We start from the raw sequence: 15091 nt of genomic DNA on the forward strand, positions 1-15091 counted from the left end.
GAACCGACATGCAAACGATCACCGCGCTGTTCGACGACTATGACGACGCCGCTGACGCGGTAGGCGAGCTGGAATCCATTGGCGTCCCGTCATCCGACATCAGCATCATGGCCAACAATGCCCGCGGCTGGTATCGAAACACGCAATCCCCGGCCGCCGAGGATGCCGCCAGCGGCGCCGGTATCGGCGCGGTCGTGGGCGGCGCCGGAGGCTTGGCAACAGGCCTGGGCGCCATGGCGATACCTGGCGTCGGGCCGGTCGTCGCGGCCGGCTGGCTGGCGTCGACAGCCGCGGGCGCCGTCGCCGGAGCGATTGTGGGCGGCGCGGCCGGCGGCATTATCGGCAGCCTGACCGATGCCGGCGTGCCGGAGGAAGACGCGCATGTCTATGCCGAAGGCGTCCGCCGCGGCGGCACGCTGGTGACAGCTCGCGTCGAGGACGACCTCGCTTCGGAAGCCCGGGAAGTCCTTCACAGCTCCGCGTCGGTCAACATCGCCGACCGCCGCGGCGAATATGAAGCGGACGGGTGGGCAGCCTTCGATCCGGCTGCCGGCGATTACTCGGCTGAGGATGTCGAGCGGGAAGCGGCGCGCCGAAGGGCGACCTAACCTCGCCGTCGGCGGCCACAACAGACGCAAAGCCAGCCAGGAGTTCGACATGAGACGGGTGCTTCTGCCACTGATATTGGCTGCGGTGGTCCTGGTGCTCTGTTATTGGGCCTTCGTCTATGTCGGCACAGGCTGGCAAACAGCGCCCGTCAAACGGACGCCCGAGCAAAACCAGGGCGGGAACGCGCCGCAGGATACCTCGCCGGCCGCCGGCATCACGAAGAATCCACAGGATGCCAGCAAGATGCCGGGGGTTCAGTGACAGTTCGAACGCGATATCCGCTCTTTCCTGGAGGCCTACTCGCGCGCGATGAATTTGTTGAAGCGGCTGATGGTACCCTCCGCGGTCATGTCCTGGTGGACGAACGCCAAATTGTCGTCGTCCAGCACTTTGAAGAAGTCTTCCCATTCGATCGGTCTCAGATCTTCGTCGCCTGCGCCGAAATCGACCCGCAGGATAGCGCCCTTCCCCGCCCCGGCGACGACGGCAGGCCTGCCCTCGCGCGCCTCGATCCAAGCTCGGATCACTTCGTGATTTGAGGTCGTCATAGCCTCGCTCATTGCGGCCTCCTAGTTGACAGTTCCCGCTCTCAGAGGAACCCGAAGATATCCCGCTTGTTCCCCTTGCGTCCGGTTCGGGAGCCACGCGGCGATCCAGACGAAGAAGGCCCGCTGCCTGCATGCGGCAACGGGCCATGGGCCTGATGGGACCCTGGATCGCTAGAGGGAGGGCGATCGGCTTTCGAACCGGCAGGCGACAGAAATGTTCCGGAGAAAGTTTCACGTTTCTAGCGCGTCGGGTACTGGTCGCCTCGCGCCCGCTGAAATGATGTTGCCGAACGGCAATCGGGATGAATGTTTCAGCCGGCGGAGCGGGCATGCCCTGGCTTGGCTATCTTGGACCTTCATCCGATTCTTCCCCTGCCCCGGTCGCTTGGGAACTGTCCGATTTTAGCCGCGAGAACGCACGAACCGGCGCTTGCCTCGGTGCCGGGGCGCGAGATTTTCGGCGCCACCATCGCGGCAGGAACTCGGCAATCAAGCTTTGAATTATGCCTTTCATCCGATCGCCTCATGGTTTGGAGACGAACAACTCCCGGCCATGATCGTTCCGCATCGTTGCGATCGGAACGTCCCGGTCGACAATCAATTCGGGCGGGCTTTGCGCGTTCGCAACGCTATCGCGGCGTCGAGCTTACGCGCCAGTGCCAACATTCGAGACGGTGCATTCTCACATCTCAGCGCCTCCAACGCGACGCTCATCTCACGCTCCGGCGTCGTGATCTTGGAGGATTCCTCCCCAGATCTGAGCACTTGACGAGCCTTGCGTGTCACGGCCGTTCCCCTAACATGGGTTAATGCCTGCCCCACTAACCCACTGACAGGAAAAAGGTTCCTGTCCCGCCAGTCTGCTGGACCGACGAGCTTTCCTCTCGGGCGCAGTTGTCCCGAATATCGTCGGCGCAGCCTATTGCCTGCCGAAGCTTGTCAGGAAGCTCTCCAGCGCCTCTCGGGTCTGCTCAGGCGCCTCGCGGGTCGGAAAGTGGCCGACGCCCGGCAGAAGCTCACGTTCGTAGCTTGCCGAGAAATATTCCTCCTTGCCTTCGGACGAATCCGGCAGAACGACGCGGTCGTCATCGCCATGAAGGACCAGTGTCGGCACCGAGATGACCTCCGCCTCAACCTGCTTGCGCGCGAGTTCAGCGTAGCGCGGATCGGGATCCGCCTCCCCCCAGCGCACGCGATAGGAATGCAGCGTCACATCCGGCCAGTCCGGATTTTTGAAGGACTTCGCCACACGTTCAAACAGCGCGTCGTCAAACCAGCCTGGCGGGCTCCAGCTGCCCCACTGGAATCGCGCGAAGGAGTGGCCGTGCTGTCGCACGAACTGCTCGCCACGCTCGGTCGCCATGAACCACTGGTACCAGAAGGCCCTCGTCTGCTCCAAAGGCGGCGTCGGAAGCGAGCCGGGTTGCCATCCCAGCGAAAGCGCCGCGCAGCATCTTATCCTCTGCGGAAAGACGGAGGCGAGCAGGTAGGCGATGCGCGCCCCCCAGTCGTGGCCGACAACCGCGAACCGTACGAGCCCGATGGCATCGGCAAAGTCGAGCGCGTCCTGCGCCATGGCGGCGATCTCGCCTGAGCGCATCGTTTCGCCGGAGTGGAACACGGTTCCTCCAAACCCCCGCAGCCATGGCGCGAAGGTGCGAAAGCCCGCGGCGTGAAGAAATGGCGACACGTCCGCAAACGTGGTTGCATCATCGGGCCAGCCATGAAGGAGCAGCACAGGCGCTCCGTCCTCGGATCCGCCGCTCACATAGGCGACCCGCAGCAGCGGCGTGTCGCAGAAAACAGGCTCGTCCACAGATCCTCCTCAGAGCAGCACATGGCAATGGCCGCCACAACCCCTTGCAATCAGGTTTGTTCCTTGTGACCGCCGGCCCGGCCCGATCCGACGAGGGAACCAACCGTGGTCTTGCCGGTTCGGAAGCCAACAGCGGAGCCTCGCCATGCCCAACGCAGCCGAAATCCTCGTCGACACCCTGATTGCCTGGAACGTCGAAGTCGTGTTCGGCCTGCCCGGCGACGGCATCAATGGCGTCATGGAGGCGCTGCGCAAAAACCGGGACAGGATATCCTTCGTCCAGGTGCGGCATGAGGAATCGGCCGCGTTCATGGCTTGCGCCTACGCCAAATGGACAGGCAAGCTCGGCGTGTGCCTCGCAACGTCGGGGCCCGGCGGTACTCACCTTCTCACCGGCCTCTACGACGCCAAGCTCGACCAGGCGCCGGTGCTGGCAATTACCGGCATGCAGTTCCATGACCTGATCGAGACATTCACGCAACAGGATGTCGATCTCACCCGCGTCTTCAACGACGTCAGCGTCTACAACGTCCAGGTCTCGGACGCGGCGCATATGGAGAACGTGGCCAGCCTCGCCTGCCGCACCGCGCTCGCCCGCAAGGGCGTCGCCCATCTTTCAATCGCCAGCGATATCCAGGAACAGCCCGCCGACGCGGCCAAGCGATCCAAGCGCAACCGGCCGGCGCACACGCCGCAGGGCATGTTCGCTCCTCACTGCGTCGCGCAAGACGGGGAGTTGGACAAGGCCGCGGCCATTCTCAACGACGCAGCGCGCGTGGCGATCCTTGCGGGGCGCGGAGCGATCGGCGCGGCGGCCGAGCTTGAAGAATCGGCGCGGCTGTTGCAGGCGCCGGTCGTCAAGGCGCTGCTGGGCAAGGCGGTGCTGCCGGACGACCACCCTTACACCACTGGCGGCATTGGCATTCTGGGCACCTTGCCATCGCAGGAGGCGATGGAAACATGCGACGCCGTGCTCATCGTCGGCTCGACCTTCCCCTACATCGAGTACTACCCCCGGCCGGGCAAGGCGCGTGGCGTCCAGATCGATTGCGATGCGCAGCGCATCGGCCTGCGCTTTCCGGTCGAAGCCGGTCTGGTCGGCGATGCGGCGGAGACCTTGCGCGCCCTCAACAAGCGGCTGAAGCAGAAAGCTGACGGCGGGTTCCTGGCGACGGCGCAAAGCTCGATGCGCAAATGGCGCGAGATGATGCGCCAGTCCGAAGACGACTTGGCTCATCCTCTCAAGCCACAACGCGTCGCGCGCGCCTTCGGCGAACGTCTTGCGGAGAATGCGATTCTGGCCACCGATTCCGGCCAGAACACCGAGCTTGCCGCCCGTCATGTCGATCTCCGCGCGGGGCAAGCCTTTAGCGTTTCCGGTGCGCTTGCCTCCATGTCCTGCGGTCTCAGCTATGCGATCGCCGCCGGCATAGCCTTTCCCGGCCGCCCTATCGCGGCGATCGTCGGCGATGGCGGGCTCGCCATGCAACTGGGCGAGTTTTCGACGGCCGTGCGCTATGGCATTCCGCTGAAACTCCTGGTCATCAAGAACAACATGCTGAACCAGATCGCCTGGGAGCAGATGATGTTCCTAGGCAATCCCCAATTCGGCTGCGAGCTGCAGCCGATCGATTTTGCCAAGGCCGCCGAGGCGATGGGTGGAAAAGGTTTCAGCATCGAGCGGGCGGAGGAGGTCGAGCGCGTGCTCGACCAGGCTTTCGCCGCCAGCGGGCCGGTGATCATAGAAGCGCTCGTCGACGCCTATGAGCCGATGATGCCGCCGAAAATGCCGCCCGATTACGCCAAGAACTTCCGCAAGGCGCTGCCTCGGACTCCGGGCCGCGACCAGATCGAGGAAAACGTCGCACAGGAGCCAGCCAAGACGATGATGGAGGCCGGCGAATAGGCGGGAATTCTGACACTCGACCTTTCCCGCCAGCGCCGTCGAATGGTCGATGTTCATCTCGGCGGCGGCGGCACCCATGAGCGGGGAATCCTGGCGGCGATGCGGAGGGGGAACCTGCGCCCGAAATCCAAAAAATCCGAGCGACGCTGATATGGAACGATCCCGGGATCGGCACCTCTAAGGGCACTATCAAGGAGCCATGGCGGGACACGGTCGAAGGCGATGTGAAACGACTCCAACATCGCGGCCGGGATCGACCCGAGGCAGAAAATTCGAACAACAAATAAGCCTAGTTGTTCTATGACGCGCATTGGATATGGCAGCATTGTTGGTTTCAGGTGTAATCGACAAGAAGTTATGGAATAGCACCTGCCAGTCTGGAACATCGACAGGGATTTCTTGTTTGAGACATATCGCAATCGGGCGATCAAACAGGAGACTTCCCCATGATTAGACTTCTCTCGGCTTCGGCTGTTGCAATTGTCCTGGCTACATCCGCAATGGCCCAATCCAGCGGCTCTGGAACCAGTGGCAGCGGGTCTGGAACAGGCACCACGACCGGAACCAACGGCATGAACAACAACGGCAAGGGCGGCACGGTCGATCCAAACGCCACAAACAGCACGACCACAAACCCGTCCGGCGGCATGGGCGACCGGTGCAAGGACGCGGCTGGCAACGATATCGACAACAATACCGCTAGCGGCAACACCACATCCAACATGCAGAATTGCAACAAGTAGCCGTTCGCGCCTGTAGCTTTCGCACGCCGAGAAGGTCCGCCTGTGTCGAGGACGGGCCTCCTTGGTCACGATTTTGGATCTAACCGCTGCGCCTCACATCCCGCGGTCCGGAACATAAAGGCAGAAGGAGTGCTGGGAACTGGTGTCGCCCCCGGGCTTGCACTCGTGAAAATATTCGTCACGTGATCGCTTGATGCGGTGGTCGCTGTAGGGGATCAGCTCGCCGGTCGAGAGTTGGTAGCCGTATTTCGTCTCTTTCACGTCCGAAGGTGGAGCCTGATAGCAATCCACTCCGGCGCAGCAGGAAGGATCGTACTGCCAGCCCGCCGGCGCCTGGTGCGCCGATGCCGGGGCACAAAGAGAACCTGCCAAGAGGCTTGCCGGCAAAACCAGCCAAGCCTTCGTTCGGCGCTGAACAGGCGGGCGACATGTCATCGCGCCCGCTCGTTTCCGGAAATGTATGCTCGGGGCTTTTCTGTTCATCGTCGGTCCGCCGTTTTACAGCAACCGGATGGTCTCGGAGCCTGGCTACTCGCCGCCTCGATGCCGGAACCGGCGGAGACGATTGCTACCGAACCTAGAATTCAAAGCTATGTTCCAGGGGGCGCGCCGCCGTTCATTCCTTTACATAGGCGCCGGGCTGACGGCCGCTCCTGGGCGCCTTGGCGTCCTTGGAATGCTCCGCGACAGCGGGACCGGCCCCTGAGCTCTTTTCCGTCGCCGCGCTTGGCGTCGGCTGTCGCGGCGGATTGCGGCCCTCAGATTGACGGGTCTTGTCCTCGACCTCGCCCTGCTTGCGGCTGAGGCCCGGATCGACATGGGGCCTTTCATTGCCGGCGGCGTCTTGGGAAAATTCGTCGCTCGGATCGGGATCGGTATTGGCGGGATATTTCGTGGCGCCGGTCTCGCGACGGTTCTGACTGTTCTTCATGACTCTATCTCCGGTTGGATGAAAGATAACACCGGCGCGAGAGCGGCGTTCCAACAGCTGGGCAGTCCGTTTCAAGTCCGGTGGAACAAACCCCCAGGCATCCGATTAGGCGCAGACAATGCAGTTCAGCCGTGCGAGAGGAGCCAGGCATGGACAGGGAAGAACGCATCAGGCAACGCGCCCATGAGATCTGGGAGCGTGAGGGCCGCCCTCAGGGCCGCCAGCAGGAACACTGGGATCAAGCCGTGCAGGAGATCGAGTCGGAAGGTTCGGAAGTCGAGCGCGGTCCGGTGGCGCCCGATCCCGCAGTTGGCGCCGGCTCTGATCCGGCCGCCAACCGGCCAGGCGGCTGAAGCACGGCGGCCCGGAGATGCGTCGTATCCTAATTGCGCTCGGCATTCTGGTGATCGTTCTGGTCGCCGTTTGGGTCTGGGCTGACCAAAACGGCGGGCGCCCGAGCGGCGGCGCCCAGCAGCCCTCGCCGCACGCTATCGACCAGAATGGCTGAGAGGACAGCCAGCCTCAGCGCGTCGCCGTGTCGCCGGGCTCATGCCGCCTCGCCTTGTCAGGCACCAGCCGGCCTGAGTTGGCGCGCAGGCCTCTGAAGAACTCCTCCACATAGGGCAGCAGCTCGAACAGCACGATCACGATCATCACGGCGGCAATGTATATCACCGGCAGTTGCTGTTCTTTCCAGGTCAAGTCGAAGCGAGCCCTTTCCGTTCCGGCGCCGAACAGCGCCAGGAATTGGCCCCAATGCAGCGCCACCACGATGACCAGCCCCATCAGCGGAATCATTTCCAGAAAGCTGTGCACGTGCTGCTCGACGGGGCTCACCGTGCGAGCCGTGGTCGCATAGCGCACGTCCCATATCGCCGTCGCTTCGTGAATGAAGAAGGTGACGATCATCACGGCGATGACCAGGGCGTTCACCTCCAGGAACATTGCCGCAAGCAGCGGGATTCCAACCTCGGCGAACATCAGCAAGTGAATGAGCGATTCCTTCGCACCGGTCGTCGATTCGATGTGGGTGGCGCGATGGCAGAGCCAGTCGGCAAAGCCCGCAACCAGCCAGACCGGCAGGATGAAGTACATCAGGATGAGGACCATGGGATCGGCCAGCACGCCGCAGCTCCCTGTCTGCCGCCGTTCTTCGCGTCGCGCCTGAACTTTGCAGCCTCGCGATCGAGCACGTTCGGCTCGTTGCCGTATTTCAGGATCAGCGCCAGCGCCAACCCGCTTGGAATTCTCGTTCTTTCCGCAAGGTCGCGGATACGGTCGGTATCTTGGCGCTCGCTGTCTTCCCTGGAAGCTTCGCCCTGCGGCGTCATGGGTCATCGTTCCCGGCCGACTCCCGCCTGGTGTCGAACCGCCGGCCGGCGGAATGGTTCCAGAGCTGTCAGATCCGGCGCAGCGAACCGCCGGAACGGTTCACCCATCGCCGCGTTCTACCAGTTGGCTTTCCTGCGACCTCATGAATACACGCGTCGGTTGCGACGCGACATGCCCCGTGACTGAGATCACCAACGTCAAAACGTGAATTTCAGAATATGAACTAAGGAGCTTCGTGTGCGAAACCTCAGGGGACTTCACCTCTTGATCGCGGAGGACGAGTGGCTGCTGGCCAGCGATCTGGCGAACTTCTTCGCTGGGATGGGCGCCATCATTCTCGGGCCGGCAGCGACAGTGGAGCAGGCCGGGCGACATGCAAAAGCGGCGGACGCAGCGATTCTGGATGTCAACCTGCATGGTCGCCTCGTCTTCCCGGTCGCGGACGAATTGATGCGGCGCAACGTGCCCTTCGTCTTCTTCAGCGGTTATGACGAGATCGCCATCCCCGAGCGTTTGCGTTTCGCGAGCAGCCTGAGCAAGTCGTCGAACGGCGCCGTCGTGGTCGATGCGCTGTTCCCGCCGGAACCCTTTGCGGAGCCGGTGACCGTCGCGCAGCCGGCGCCCGCGGCGGAGGACGTCGTTGCGCTGCTCCCCAAGCTCCGGCTCACCGCGCGTCTGCTGCTGGACGATGCCGGCGCTTCCGACCGCCTTGTCGAGCACACTTTGGAACAGGCGCTTGAAGATATCGACAAAAGGCCCGCCGGGTCATCGATCGCCGACTGGCTGAACACCATCATGCGCAAGATAGCGCGGCTGCGCGGAGCTTGTCTGCTGCACTAATCGGAGGCAGCCGAGCCGCCGGCGACCTGCGCTCGCCTGGCGACCAGCATCCTCAATGCGTCAGGCGGCTTCTGAGCCAGGCAATGATCCGGTTGCCTTTTACGATCCGACGGACCCGCGCGGCAGCCCAGCTGGCCTGCATCGTCGCGCCGGTATGGCAGCTGCACACGACATCATGCAATTGCCAATCGGACAATTCGAAAAAGCGCTTGGCCTCGCCGTAGGTGTCGGACTGCAAACCGGCCGCGCGCAGCAACGGATCATCGAAAGCAACCGCGAGCGGCGATCCGTCCGCCCGCACCTTTTCGCGAACCTCGGGATCGACATATTCGGTGCCGGTCAGTGCGGAGAGACACCGAAGCGGATTGCGCTCCAGCAGTTCCGCCCACCGCTCGATCCGCTGCGTTCTCGTGGCAAGGGGGATCAATCCAAGCCGGTCGACGACTGCCACCGATTGAAGTTCATATGAGGTCTGATGCTTCATTGCTGTCTCCTGTGGTTTTGGCGGCGACATCTGTACAGCGGCGCGGCAGGCCTGCCGGGCCTGAAGCCCGCGCTTGCAAGGGACAGGCGCAGACCGATCAGGTGTTGCCCACCGATCTTCGACAAACGCCTGGCATGGCGTCTGAAGCAAACCCCAACTGCCAGTCATCCCCTATGTTCCCGCCATCTTTCGCGACGAGCCTGGGCCGGCAGCGATTGGAACTTCGTGCCGATTACAGGGTTAAACATCTGACCTGTCGCTGAACCGCGATGACGCCGTCACCCCAACGGAATACTTCTTACAGCCCAGTTTGGAGGCTCGTAGCGGAATGGCCCGTTCCAGAGGTCTATCCAACCGTCATAACATCATCGTCATCGGCGCGTCGGCCGGCGGAATCGAGCCGTTGAAGCAGATCGTCGCCAACCTTCCGGCCGATCTGCCGGCGGCTATCTTTGTCGTGTTGCATATCGGCCAGGTCAGCTGCCTGCCGGAGATCCTGGACCGCGCGGGCACGCTCGAAACGCAGCCGGCAAGGAACGGCGAAGAGTTCAGGACCGGCTGCGTCTATGTCGCGCCGCCCGGGTTCCATCTTCTCCTTCACGATGATCATATGATGCTGCGGCGCGGCCCGCGCGAGAATCTTGCCCGGCCGGCCGTCGACCCCTTGTTCCGCTCGGCGGCGCTGAGCTACGGCGCGAGTGTCATCGGGGTTCTGCTGTCGGGTGCGCTTTCCGACGGCACCGCCGGGTTGAGGGCCGTCAAGTCCGTCGGCGGGCTGGCAGTCGTCCAGCACCCCAAGGACGCGGTGGTGCCGGGGATGATTGAAAGCGCGCTGCGCTATGTCGAGGTCGACCACTGCCTGCCCGCTGCCGAACTCGGCCCTTTGCTGGCAAAACTTGCGGTCGAGCCGGCCGGAGAATCCTTTCCTCCCCCGCCGGCGGTTAGATTGGAAGCGGCCATTGCCGCGCAGGAGCATTCGACGATGCAAGAAGCGGATCGACTTGGCGAATTGTCGGTGTTTACATGCCCGGAATGTCACGGGCCGTTGTGGGAGATCGAAGACGGTGACATGCTGCGCTATCGGTGCCATACCGGGCATGCCTTCACCACCGACGCGGTGATGGAGATGCAGGCGGTGGAGGCCGAAGAGATCCTGTGGAGCCTGCTCCGCTCGCATCAGCAGCGGGCGGCGTTTGCCAAGCGTATGGCAGAGCGGGAGCGGGCGAAGCGCCGCTCCGGACTCGCCGCCGAAATGGGCAGGCGGGCGAAGGAATATGAGGCGGATGCCGCTGTGATCGAACGCATCCTCGGAAGCAGGCGGGTTCAGGTAAGGGGCAATGGCGAAGTCAGCGCGGAAGGCAAGTACTCACAAGGCAAGGGTTAGTTCGCGCGACGACGAAAAACAGCCGGCGTCCTTCCCCATTGTCGGCATCGGCGCATCGGCGGGTGGCATCGCGGCATTGCGGAGCTTTTTTCCCGAAGTGCCCGCCGACAGCGGCTTCGCCTATGTCGTGATCCAGCATCTCGACGCCGAGCATGAAAGCGCGCTTGCCAGCATCATCCAGCGCTCAACCGCGATCGAAACGCAAACAGTCGCCGAGAGCGTCGAGGTCAAACCCGACAACATCTATGTGATCCCGCCAGGTGTTTCGGTGAGGATTGAAAAGCGGCACTTTCACTTGATCAAGATCGCGGCCGCGCGCGACAGACGGGCGCCGATCGACGATTTCTTCATCTCGCTTGCGCAGGAGCAGGCCGAGAACGCCGCCGGGATCATTCTTTCCGGAACCGGCAGCGACGGCACTGTCGGCTTGAGGGCCATCAAGGAGCGCGGCGGACTGACGCTTGCGCAAGAGAGCGCCGAATATGACGGCATGATGCGCAGCGCCGTCCAGAGCGGCCTGGTCGACATGGTGCTTCCCGCGGATGAGATGGCCGGCAAGCTGGTCAGCTATTTCACCCACGCGAGCCGCACCGAGACCGAGCGGGACCGGCGCAAGCGCGAAGTGACCGAACAGCTTTCCCGCATCGCCGCCCTGCTTCGCTCGCGCACAGGCCACGATTTCAGCGGCTATAAGGACAACACCATTTTGCGGCGCATCCAGCGCCGCATGCTGGTGCTGCAGATCGACGATCCCACCGTCTTCTACGAGCGGCTACGCGAGGACCCGCAGCAGGTCGATCTTTTGTTCCAGGACCTGCTGATCGGCGTCACCAGCTTCTTCCGCGACCCGCAGGCTTTCGACGCTCTCGAGCGTGTGGTCATTCCCCGGCTGTTCGAGAACCGCAAACCCAGCGAGACGATCAGGGTATGGGTGCCGGGCTGCGCCACCGGCGAGGAGGCCTATTCGATCGCCATGCTCTTGAAAGAAAACGCGCCGCGCGGCGCCGCCTCGCCCAACTTACAGATCTTCGCCACCGACATCGACGAGCGCGCGCTGGAAGTAGCGCGCGCCGGCCGCTACTCGGCGACGATCGCGCCGGACATAACGCCGAAGCGGCTGAAGGAGTTCTTCTCGCGCGAGGACGGTACGTACCGCATTTCCGCCGACCTGCGGGAGATCTGCCTGTTTTCGGTGCACAATCTCTTGCGCGATCCGCCCTTTTCGAAGCTCGACCTGATCGCGTGCCGCAACCTTTTGATCTACATGGGCCCGGAACTGCAGGAAAAGATCGTCCCGATCTTTCACTACGCATTGCGCAACAATGGCTATCTTCTTCTCGGTTCCTCGGAGAACGTCACGCGCCATCCACAGCTGTTCTCGACGGTGGATAAGACAAGCCGCATCTTCCAGAGGCGCAACGGGGCCACCGCACATCGGTTGCCGGAATTCCCGCTCGCTACCGCGGCGAGATCGACGGATCCAAGTGCGCGCCGGCGGGCAACGGCCGGAACCCTGCAGGAAACCGCGGAGCGTTTGCTCGTCGAGCGCTATTCGCCGGCCTATGTGATCGTGAATGCCGCCGGCGAGATGATGCACAGCTCAGGCGGAACGGGCAAATATCTGGAGCTCGCTGCCGGCGCCCCCAGCCACAACGTCTTCTCCATGGCGCGTCGCGGGTTGCGCATGGATCTGAGGGCCGCGCTCCACAAGGCCGTAAGCACCGGACAGGTGGCGGTCCAGAACAAGATCAGCATCGGCACCAATGGCGGGCGTCAGACGATCAGCCTGGCTGTGCAGCCGCTTCCGGGCGATGGTTCTTCCGACCCGCTCTTTATGCTGGTCTTCCGGGATGTCGGCGGGATCAAGCCGGAAGCCGAGGACGAGGCCGTCCACACAACCGACGATGTCGAAAGCGCCAATGTCAGTCAGCTCGAAAGGGAGCTGAGGGAAACCAAGGAGCGTCTGCAGATCACGACGGAGGAGCTCGAATCCTCCAATGAGGAGCTGAAATCCTCGAACGAGGAGCTTTCCTCGATCAACGAGGAGCTGCAGTCGTCCAACGAGGAATTGGAGACCTCGAAAGAGGAGCTCCAGTCGATCAACGAGGAGTTGCACACCGTCAATGCCGAGCTCAGTCTGCGCGTCGACGAGCTCACCCGCGCCAACAACGACATGGCGAACCTGCTCGAAAGCACGCAAATCGCCACCATCTTCCTCGACCGCGACCTCTGCATCAAGAACTTCACGCCGACCGCGCGCGACCTGTTCCGGCTGGTGGAAAGCGATGTCGGACGGCCGCTGGCGCATGTCCGTCCGCGCTTCACTGCCGACGGCTTGCAGGCCGACATGGAACAGGTGCTGCAAAGGCTTGGCACGATCGAGCGGCAGGTCGAGGGCATGGACAACGGCCAGAGCTATATCATGAGGGTGCTGCCCTACCGGACAGTCGACAATATCATAGCGGGCGTCGTCGTCACCTTCGTCGACATCACCCAGATCACGCAGGCCGAGAAAAGGATCGGCGCGCTCTCGCATGACCTGCGCAACCGCGGCGAAAGCCTGGGAGCCCTGCTCGATCTCGTGCCGATCGGCATCTTCATCGCCGAGGATGGCGCCGGCGTGGAGATCCGCGCCAACCGGCGCGCGGCGGAGCTGTTGGGTCGGCCCGCTACCGGCACCAAGCTGATATCCGTGCCCGCGATCCTGCCGCTGACTTTCAATGGAACCAAGGTAGGCACCGATGACCAGCCGCTGCTCAAGACAATGCGCACCGGCAGGGCAATTCCGGGCTATGAAGCGAGGATCCAGCATGAGGACGGTACCGCAATCGACGTTATGATGTCGGCCAACCCGCTGTTCGACGAAAAGGGCAAGGTCCGCGGCGCCATTGCGGCGCTGGTCGACATATCCAGTCACAAGGAGGCCGAGCGCAGCCAGGAAAGGCTGCTGCACGAATTGCAGCACCGCGTGAAGAATATCCTGGCCACGGTCACCGCGCTGACGTCCCGCATGGTTCGCACATCCAGTTCGATGGGCGATTTTTTCACGTCCTTCCAGCAGCGGCTGCAGGCAATGGGTCGAACGCACGACGTGCTGTCTTCCTACAACTGGACGGATGCCGATCTCGAGCAGTTGCTGCGGGCAGTCCTGTCGCCTTACAGCAGCAAGGAGCGCCAGAATATCATCATCCTCGGAAGCCCTTTGCAGCTGGGCGCGAGCGCGGCCGCGACGCTCGGCATGGTATTCTTCGAGCTTGCCAGCAATGCCGCGAAATACGGAGCCCTATCGACAGAGGACGGTCGCGTCGAAGTAGCCTGGAACACCGACAAACCGGGCATTCTGTCAATCCGCTGGAGGGAAATCGACGGACCTGTCGTCGAAGAGCCGCCAAAGCGGAATTTCGGAACGAGCTTCATCCAGCAAAGTTTGGAGTACGAGCTGGGAGGGAAGGTCGATCTGAGGTTCGAACGCTCCGGACTGGAATGCGACATAGAAATTCCGCTGGCGTCAGGCACAGGTCGCTGACATTTGCCGCTGAGCGATGAGGAGTAGACACAACATGCTCTTGTCCGGCCTGAATGTCCTTGTGGTCGAGGACGTATTTGTGCTTGCGGAGGACCTCACCGACCAGTTGACCCAAGCAGGATGCACAGTGATCGGCCCGGCACCCACGGTCAGACAGGCGCTTGCACAAATCGAGGGCGTTGCTCTGGACGGAGCCGTGCTGGATGTGAATCTTCGAGGCGAGCAAAGCTTTCCCCTGGCCGAGCATCTCACGCTCGGCGGTGTCCCTTTCATTTTCCTCACCGGCTACGACAGCGTCACCGTCTTTCCCGACCGGTTTCGCGACAAGCCCAAGCTGTCGAAGCCAGTCGATTACAACCTGTTGATCGAAGCGGTGTCGCGGTTCCGCAAGAGCGATGCGCCGGACTGAGAAAGCCTGGCCTAGGACATGGTGCGATCGCCTACCAACCGGCTCGCAAGCTCGACCAGATGCCGGATCGGCGCAGGCTTCAGCAGAAAAGGCGCGCCATGGAAGACTGGCGACTGGAACGCCGGATCGTAGCCCGAATGCACGACGAAAGGCACACCCGCCTCCTTGAGGCGAGCGGCGGCGGTTCCCCGTTGGCCGTCGAGCAATTGGATGTCGATGATGGCGAGATCGGGCTGGTTGTCGTCCAGCCAGGTCGCGGCTGCCCGTTCCGAGGCCACGCAGGCCACCTCGTAACCGAGCGCCTTTAAGCCATCCGCCACGTCGCAAGCGATCAGATATTCGTCTTCAATGATCAGTGCCAGGGGCGCTTGCATGACGATCTCCTCTGGCACGCTTACCTCCTCCTGGCAAACGGCTTGTTGTACTCCGCCGGCCCGGGAAGCGCACTACGTTTCGCCCGCAAACGGCTGCGCGGCTGCCGATAGGATTCGGGCCGGCTTGGTCCAAGCCTGCGTCCTCGCTCCGGCTGAGCTGGATCACATCGAGGTCTGACAAGGCCGCGC

17 protein-coding genes are annotated in these 15091 nt (G+C 62.7%); 10 read left to right on the forward strand and 7 right to left on the reverse strand.

Annotation, left to right across the window (positions count from 1 at the left end):
* Window positions 1-8 precede the first annotated feature (8 nt).
* Together FJ423_RS20520 and FJ423_RS20525 are read left to right on the forward strand one after the other, a co-directional pair.
* Complete coding sequence (locus FJ423_RS20520; RefSeq protein WP_140844380.1) at window positions 9-608, forward strand: hypothetical protein; 600 nt, start codon at window positions 9-11, stop codon at window positions 606-608.
* Between the two features lie 49 nt (window positions 609-657).
* The gene (locus FJ423_RS20525) at window positions 658-870 is read left to right on the forward strand and encodes a hypothetical protein (protein WP_140696544.1); all 213 of its coding nucleotides are present in this window, start codon (window positions 658-660) and stop codon (window positions 868-870) included.
* Between the two features lie 35 nt (window positions 871-905).
* On the opposite strand, the gene FJ423_RS20530 is transcribed toward FJ423_RS20525, so the two are convergent.
* Both FJ423_RS20530 and FJ423_RS20535 read right to left on the reverse strand, forming a co-directional pair.
* Window positions 906-1169: a hypothetical protein gene (locus FJ423_RS20530; RefSeq protein ID WP_095768848.1), complete on the reverse strand. Its 264-nt coding sequence runs from the start codon at window positions 1167-1169 to the stop codon at window positions 906-908.
* 907 nt (window positions 1170-2076) lie between these two features.
* Window positions 2077-2973 (reverse strand): alpha/beta hydrolase, encoded by an 897-nt coding sequence (locus FJ423_RS20535; protein WP_140844385.1) that lies wholly within the window; start codon window positions 2971-2973, stop codon window positions 2077-2079.
* 145 nt (window positions 2974-3118) lie between these two features.
* Here FJ423_RS20535 and FJ423_RS20540 point away from each other — a divergent pair, with 145 nt between their 5' ends.
* Both FJ423_RS20540 and FJ423_RS34245 read left to right on the forward strand, forming a co-directional pair.
* Window positions 3119-4879, forward strand: a complete 1761-nt coding sequence (locus FJ423_RS20540) for a thiamine pyrophosphate-dependent enzyme (RefSeq protein ID WP_140844391.1) — start codon at window positions 3119-3121, stop codon at window positions 4877-4879.
* Between the two features lie 572 nt (window positions 4880-5451).
* The gene (locus FJ423_RS34245) at window positions 5452-5622 is read left to right on the forward strand and encodes a hypothetical protein (RefSeq protein ID WP_246680206.1); all 171 of its coding nucleotides are present in this window, start codon (window positions 5452-5454) and stop codon (window positions 5620-5622) included.
* A 616-nt stretch (window positions 5623-6238) separates the two neighbouring features.
* Here FJ423_RS34245 and FJ423_RS20555 read toward each other — a convergent pair.
* Window positions 6239-6553 (reverse strand): hypothetical protein, encoded by a 315-nt coding sequence (locus tag FJ423_RS20555; protein ID WP_140844402.1) that lies wholly within the window; start codon window positions 6551-6553, stop codon window positions 6239-6241.
* 149 nt (window positions 6554-6702) lie between these two features.
* Between FJ423_RS20555 and FJ423_RS20560 the strand changes: the two genes are divergently transcribed.
* Window positions 6703-6906 (forward strand): DUF2934 domain-containing protein, encoded by a 204-nt coding sequence (locus FJ423_RS20560; RefSeq protein ID WP_140833323.1) that lies wholly within the window; start codon window positions 6703-6705, stop codon window positions 6904-6906.
* A gap of 17 nt (window positions 6907-6923) precedes the next feature.
* Entirely contained in the window at window positions 6924-7061 is a 138-nt protein-coding gene (locus FJ423_RS33625) for a hypothetical protein (RefSeq protein ID WP_181174857.1), read from the forward strand.
* Between the two features lie 14 nt (window positions 7062-7075).
* Here FJ423_RS33625 and FJ423_RS20565 read toward each other — a convergent pair whose 3' ends face one another.
* Complete coding sequence (locus tag FJ423_RS20565; protein ID WP_140844407.1) at window positions 7076-7678, reverse strand: diguanylate cyclase; 603 nt, start codon at window positions 7676-7678, stop codon at window positions 7076-7078.
* The gene (locus FJ423_RS20570; protein WP_140844413.1) at window positions 7648-7884 is read right to left on the reverse strand and encodes a hypothetical protein; all 237 of its coding nucleotides are present in this window, start codon (window positions 7882-7884) and stop codon (window positions 7648-7650) included. Before FJ423_RS20570 ends, FJ423_RS20565 begins: the two co-directional genes overlap by 31 nt.
* A gap of 265 nt (window positions 7885-8149) precedes the next feature.
* On the opposite strand from FJ423_RS20570, the gene FJ423_RS20575 reads away from it, so the two are divergent.
* Window positions 8150-8725 (forward strand): response regulator, encoded by a 576-nt coding sequence (locus FJ423_RS20575; protein WP_246680207.1) that lies wholly within the window; start codon window positions 8150-8152, stop codon window positions 8723-8725.
* A 52-nt stretch (window positions 8726-8777) separates the two neighbouring features.
* Here the strand turns inward: FJ423_RS20575 and FJ423_RS20580 are convergent, their stop codons facing one another.
* Entirely contained in the window at window positions 8778-9209 is a 432-nt protein-coding gene (locus FJ423_RS20580; protein ID WP_140844426.1) for a hypothetical protein, read from the reverse strand.
* Between the two features lie 328 nt (window positions 9210-9537).
* On the opposite strand from FJ423_RS20580, the gene FJ423_RS20585 reads away from it, so the two are divergent.
* The 3 genes from FJ423_RS20585 to FJ423_RS20595 are packed head-to-tail and all read left to right on the forward strand — an operon-like array spanning window position 9538 to window position 14528.
* Window positions 9538-10593 (forward strand): chemotaxis protein CheB, encoded by a 1056-nt coding sequence (locus FJ423_RS20585; RefSeq protein WP_140844588.1) that lies wholly within the window; start codon window positions 9538-9540, stop codon window positions 10591-10593.
* Window positions 10547-14119 carry a CheR family methyltransferase gene (locus tag FJ423_RS20590; protein ID WP_140844431.1) on the forward strand — a complete coding sequence of 1191 codons (3573 nt, stop codon included), beginning with the start codon at window positions 10547-10549 and terminating at the stop codon, window positions 14117-14119. The genes FJ423_RS20585 and FJ423_RS20590 overlap by 47 nt, the downstream gene beginning before the upstream one ends.
* A gap of 34 nt (window positions 14120-14153) precedes the next feature.
* Entirely contained in the window at window positions 14154-14528 is a 375-nt protein-coding gene (locus FJ423_RS20595) for a response regulator (RefSeq protein WP_140844437.1), read from the forward strand.
* A gap of 11 nt (window positions 14529-14539) precedes the next feature.
* Here the strand turns inward: FJ423_RS20595 and FJ423_RS20600 are convergent, their stop codons facing one another.
* A complete protein-coding gene (locus tag FJ423_RS20600; protein ID WP_140844443.1) occupies window positions 14540-14902 on the reverse strand; it encodes a response regulator in 363 nt (120 codons plus the stop codon).
* Window positions 14903-15091 lie beyond the last annotated feature (189 nt).

The organism is Mesorhizobium sp. B2-8-9 (assembly GCF_006439475.1).
Taxonomy (GTDB): Bacteria; Pseudomonadota; Alphaproteobacteria; order Rhizobiales; family Rhizobiaceae; genus Mesorhizobium.

Excerpts from the sequence above, each read along its gene's own strand:
- FJ423_RS20585 (WP_140844588.1), top strand. The coding sequence starts at position 9,538 with ATGGCCCGTTCCAGAGGTCTATCCAACCGTCATAACATCATCGTCATC.
- FJ423_RS20570 (WP_140844413.1), bottom strand. The coding sequence starts at position 7,884 with ATGACGCCGCAGGGCGAAGCTTCCAGGGAAGACAGCGAGCGCCAAGAT.
- FJ423_RS20560 (WP_140833323.1), top strand. The coding sequence starts at position 6,703 with ATGGACAGGGAAGAACGCATCAGGCAACGCGCCCATGAGATCTGGGAG.
- FJ423_RS20595 (WP_140844437.1), top strand. The coding sequence starts at position 14,154 with ATGCTCTTGTCCGGCCTGAATGTCCTTGTGGTCGAGGACGTATTTGTG.
- FJ423_RS20600 (WP_140844443.1), bottom strand. The coding sequence starts at position 14,902 with ATGCAAGCGCCCCTGGCACTGATCATTGAAGACGAATATCTGATCGCT.
- FJ423_RS34245 (WP_246680206.1), top strand. The coding sequence starts at position 5,452 with ATGAACAACAACGGCAAGGGCGGCACGGTCGATCCAAACGCCACAAAC.
- FJ423_RS20530 (WP_095768848.1), bottom strand. The coding sequence starts at position 1,169 with ATGAGCGAGGCTATGACGACCTCAAATCACGAAGTGATCCGAGCTTGG.
- FJ423_RS20520 (WP_140844380.1), top strand. The coding sequence starts at position 9 with ATGCAAACGATCACCGCGCTGTTCGACGACTATGACGACGCCGCTGAC.
- FJ423_RS20590 (WP_140844431.1), top strand. The coding sequence starts at position 10,547 with ATGGCGAAGTCAGCGCGGAAGGCAAGTACTCACAAGGCAAGGGTTAGT.
- FJ423_RS20580 (WP_140844426.1), bottom strand. The coding sequence starts at position 9,209 with ATGAAGCATCAGACCTCATATGAACTTCAATCGGTGGCAGTCGTCGAC.
- FJ423_RS20540 (WP_140844391.1), top strand. The coding sequence starts at position 3,119 with ATGCCCAACGCAGCCGAAATCCTCGTCGACACCCTGATTGCCTGGAAC.
- FJ423_RS33625 (WP_181174857.1), top strand. The coding sequence starts at position 6,924 with ATGCGTCGTATCCTAATTGCGCTCGGCATTCTGGTGATCGTTCTGGTC.
- FJ423_RS20525 (WP_140696544.1), top strand. The coding sequence starts at position 658 with ATGAGACGGGTGCTTCTGCCACTGATATTGGCTGCGGTGGTCCTGGTG.
- FJ423_RS20555 (WP_140844402.1), bottom strand. The coding sequence starts at position 6,553 with ATGAAGAACAGTCAGAACCGTCGCGAGACCGGCGCCACGAAATATCCC.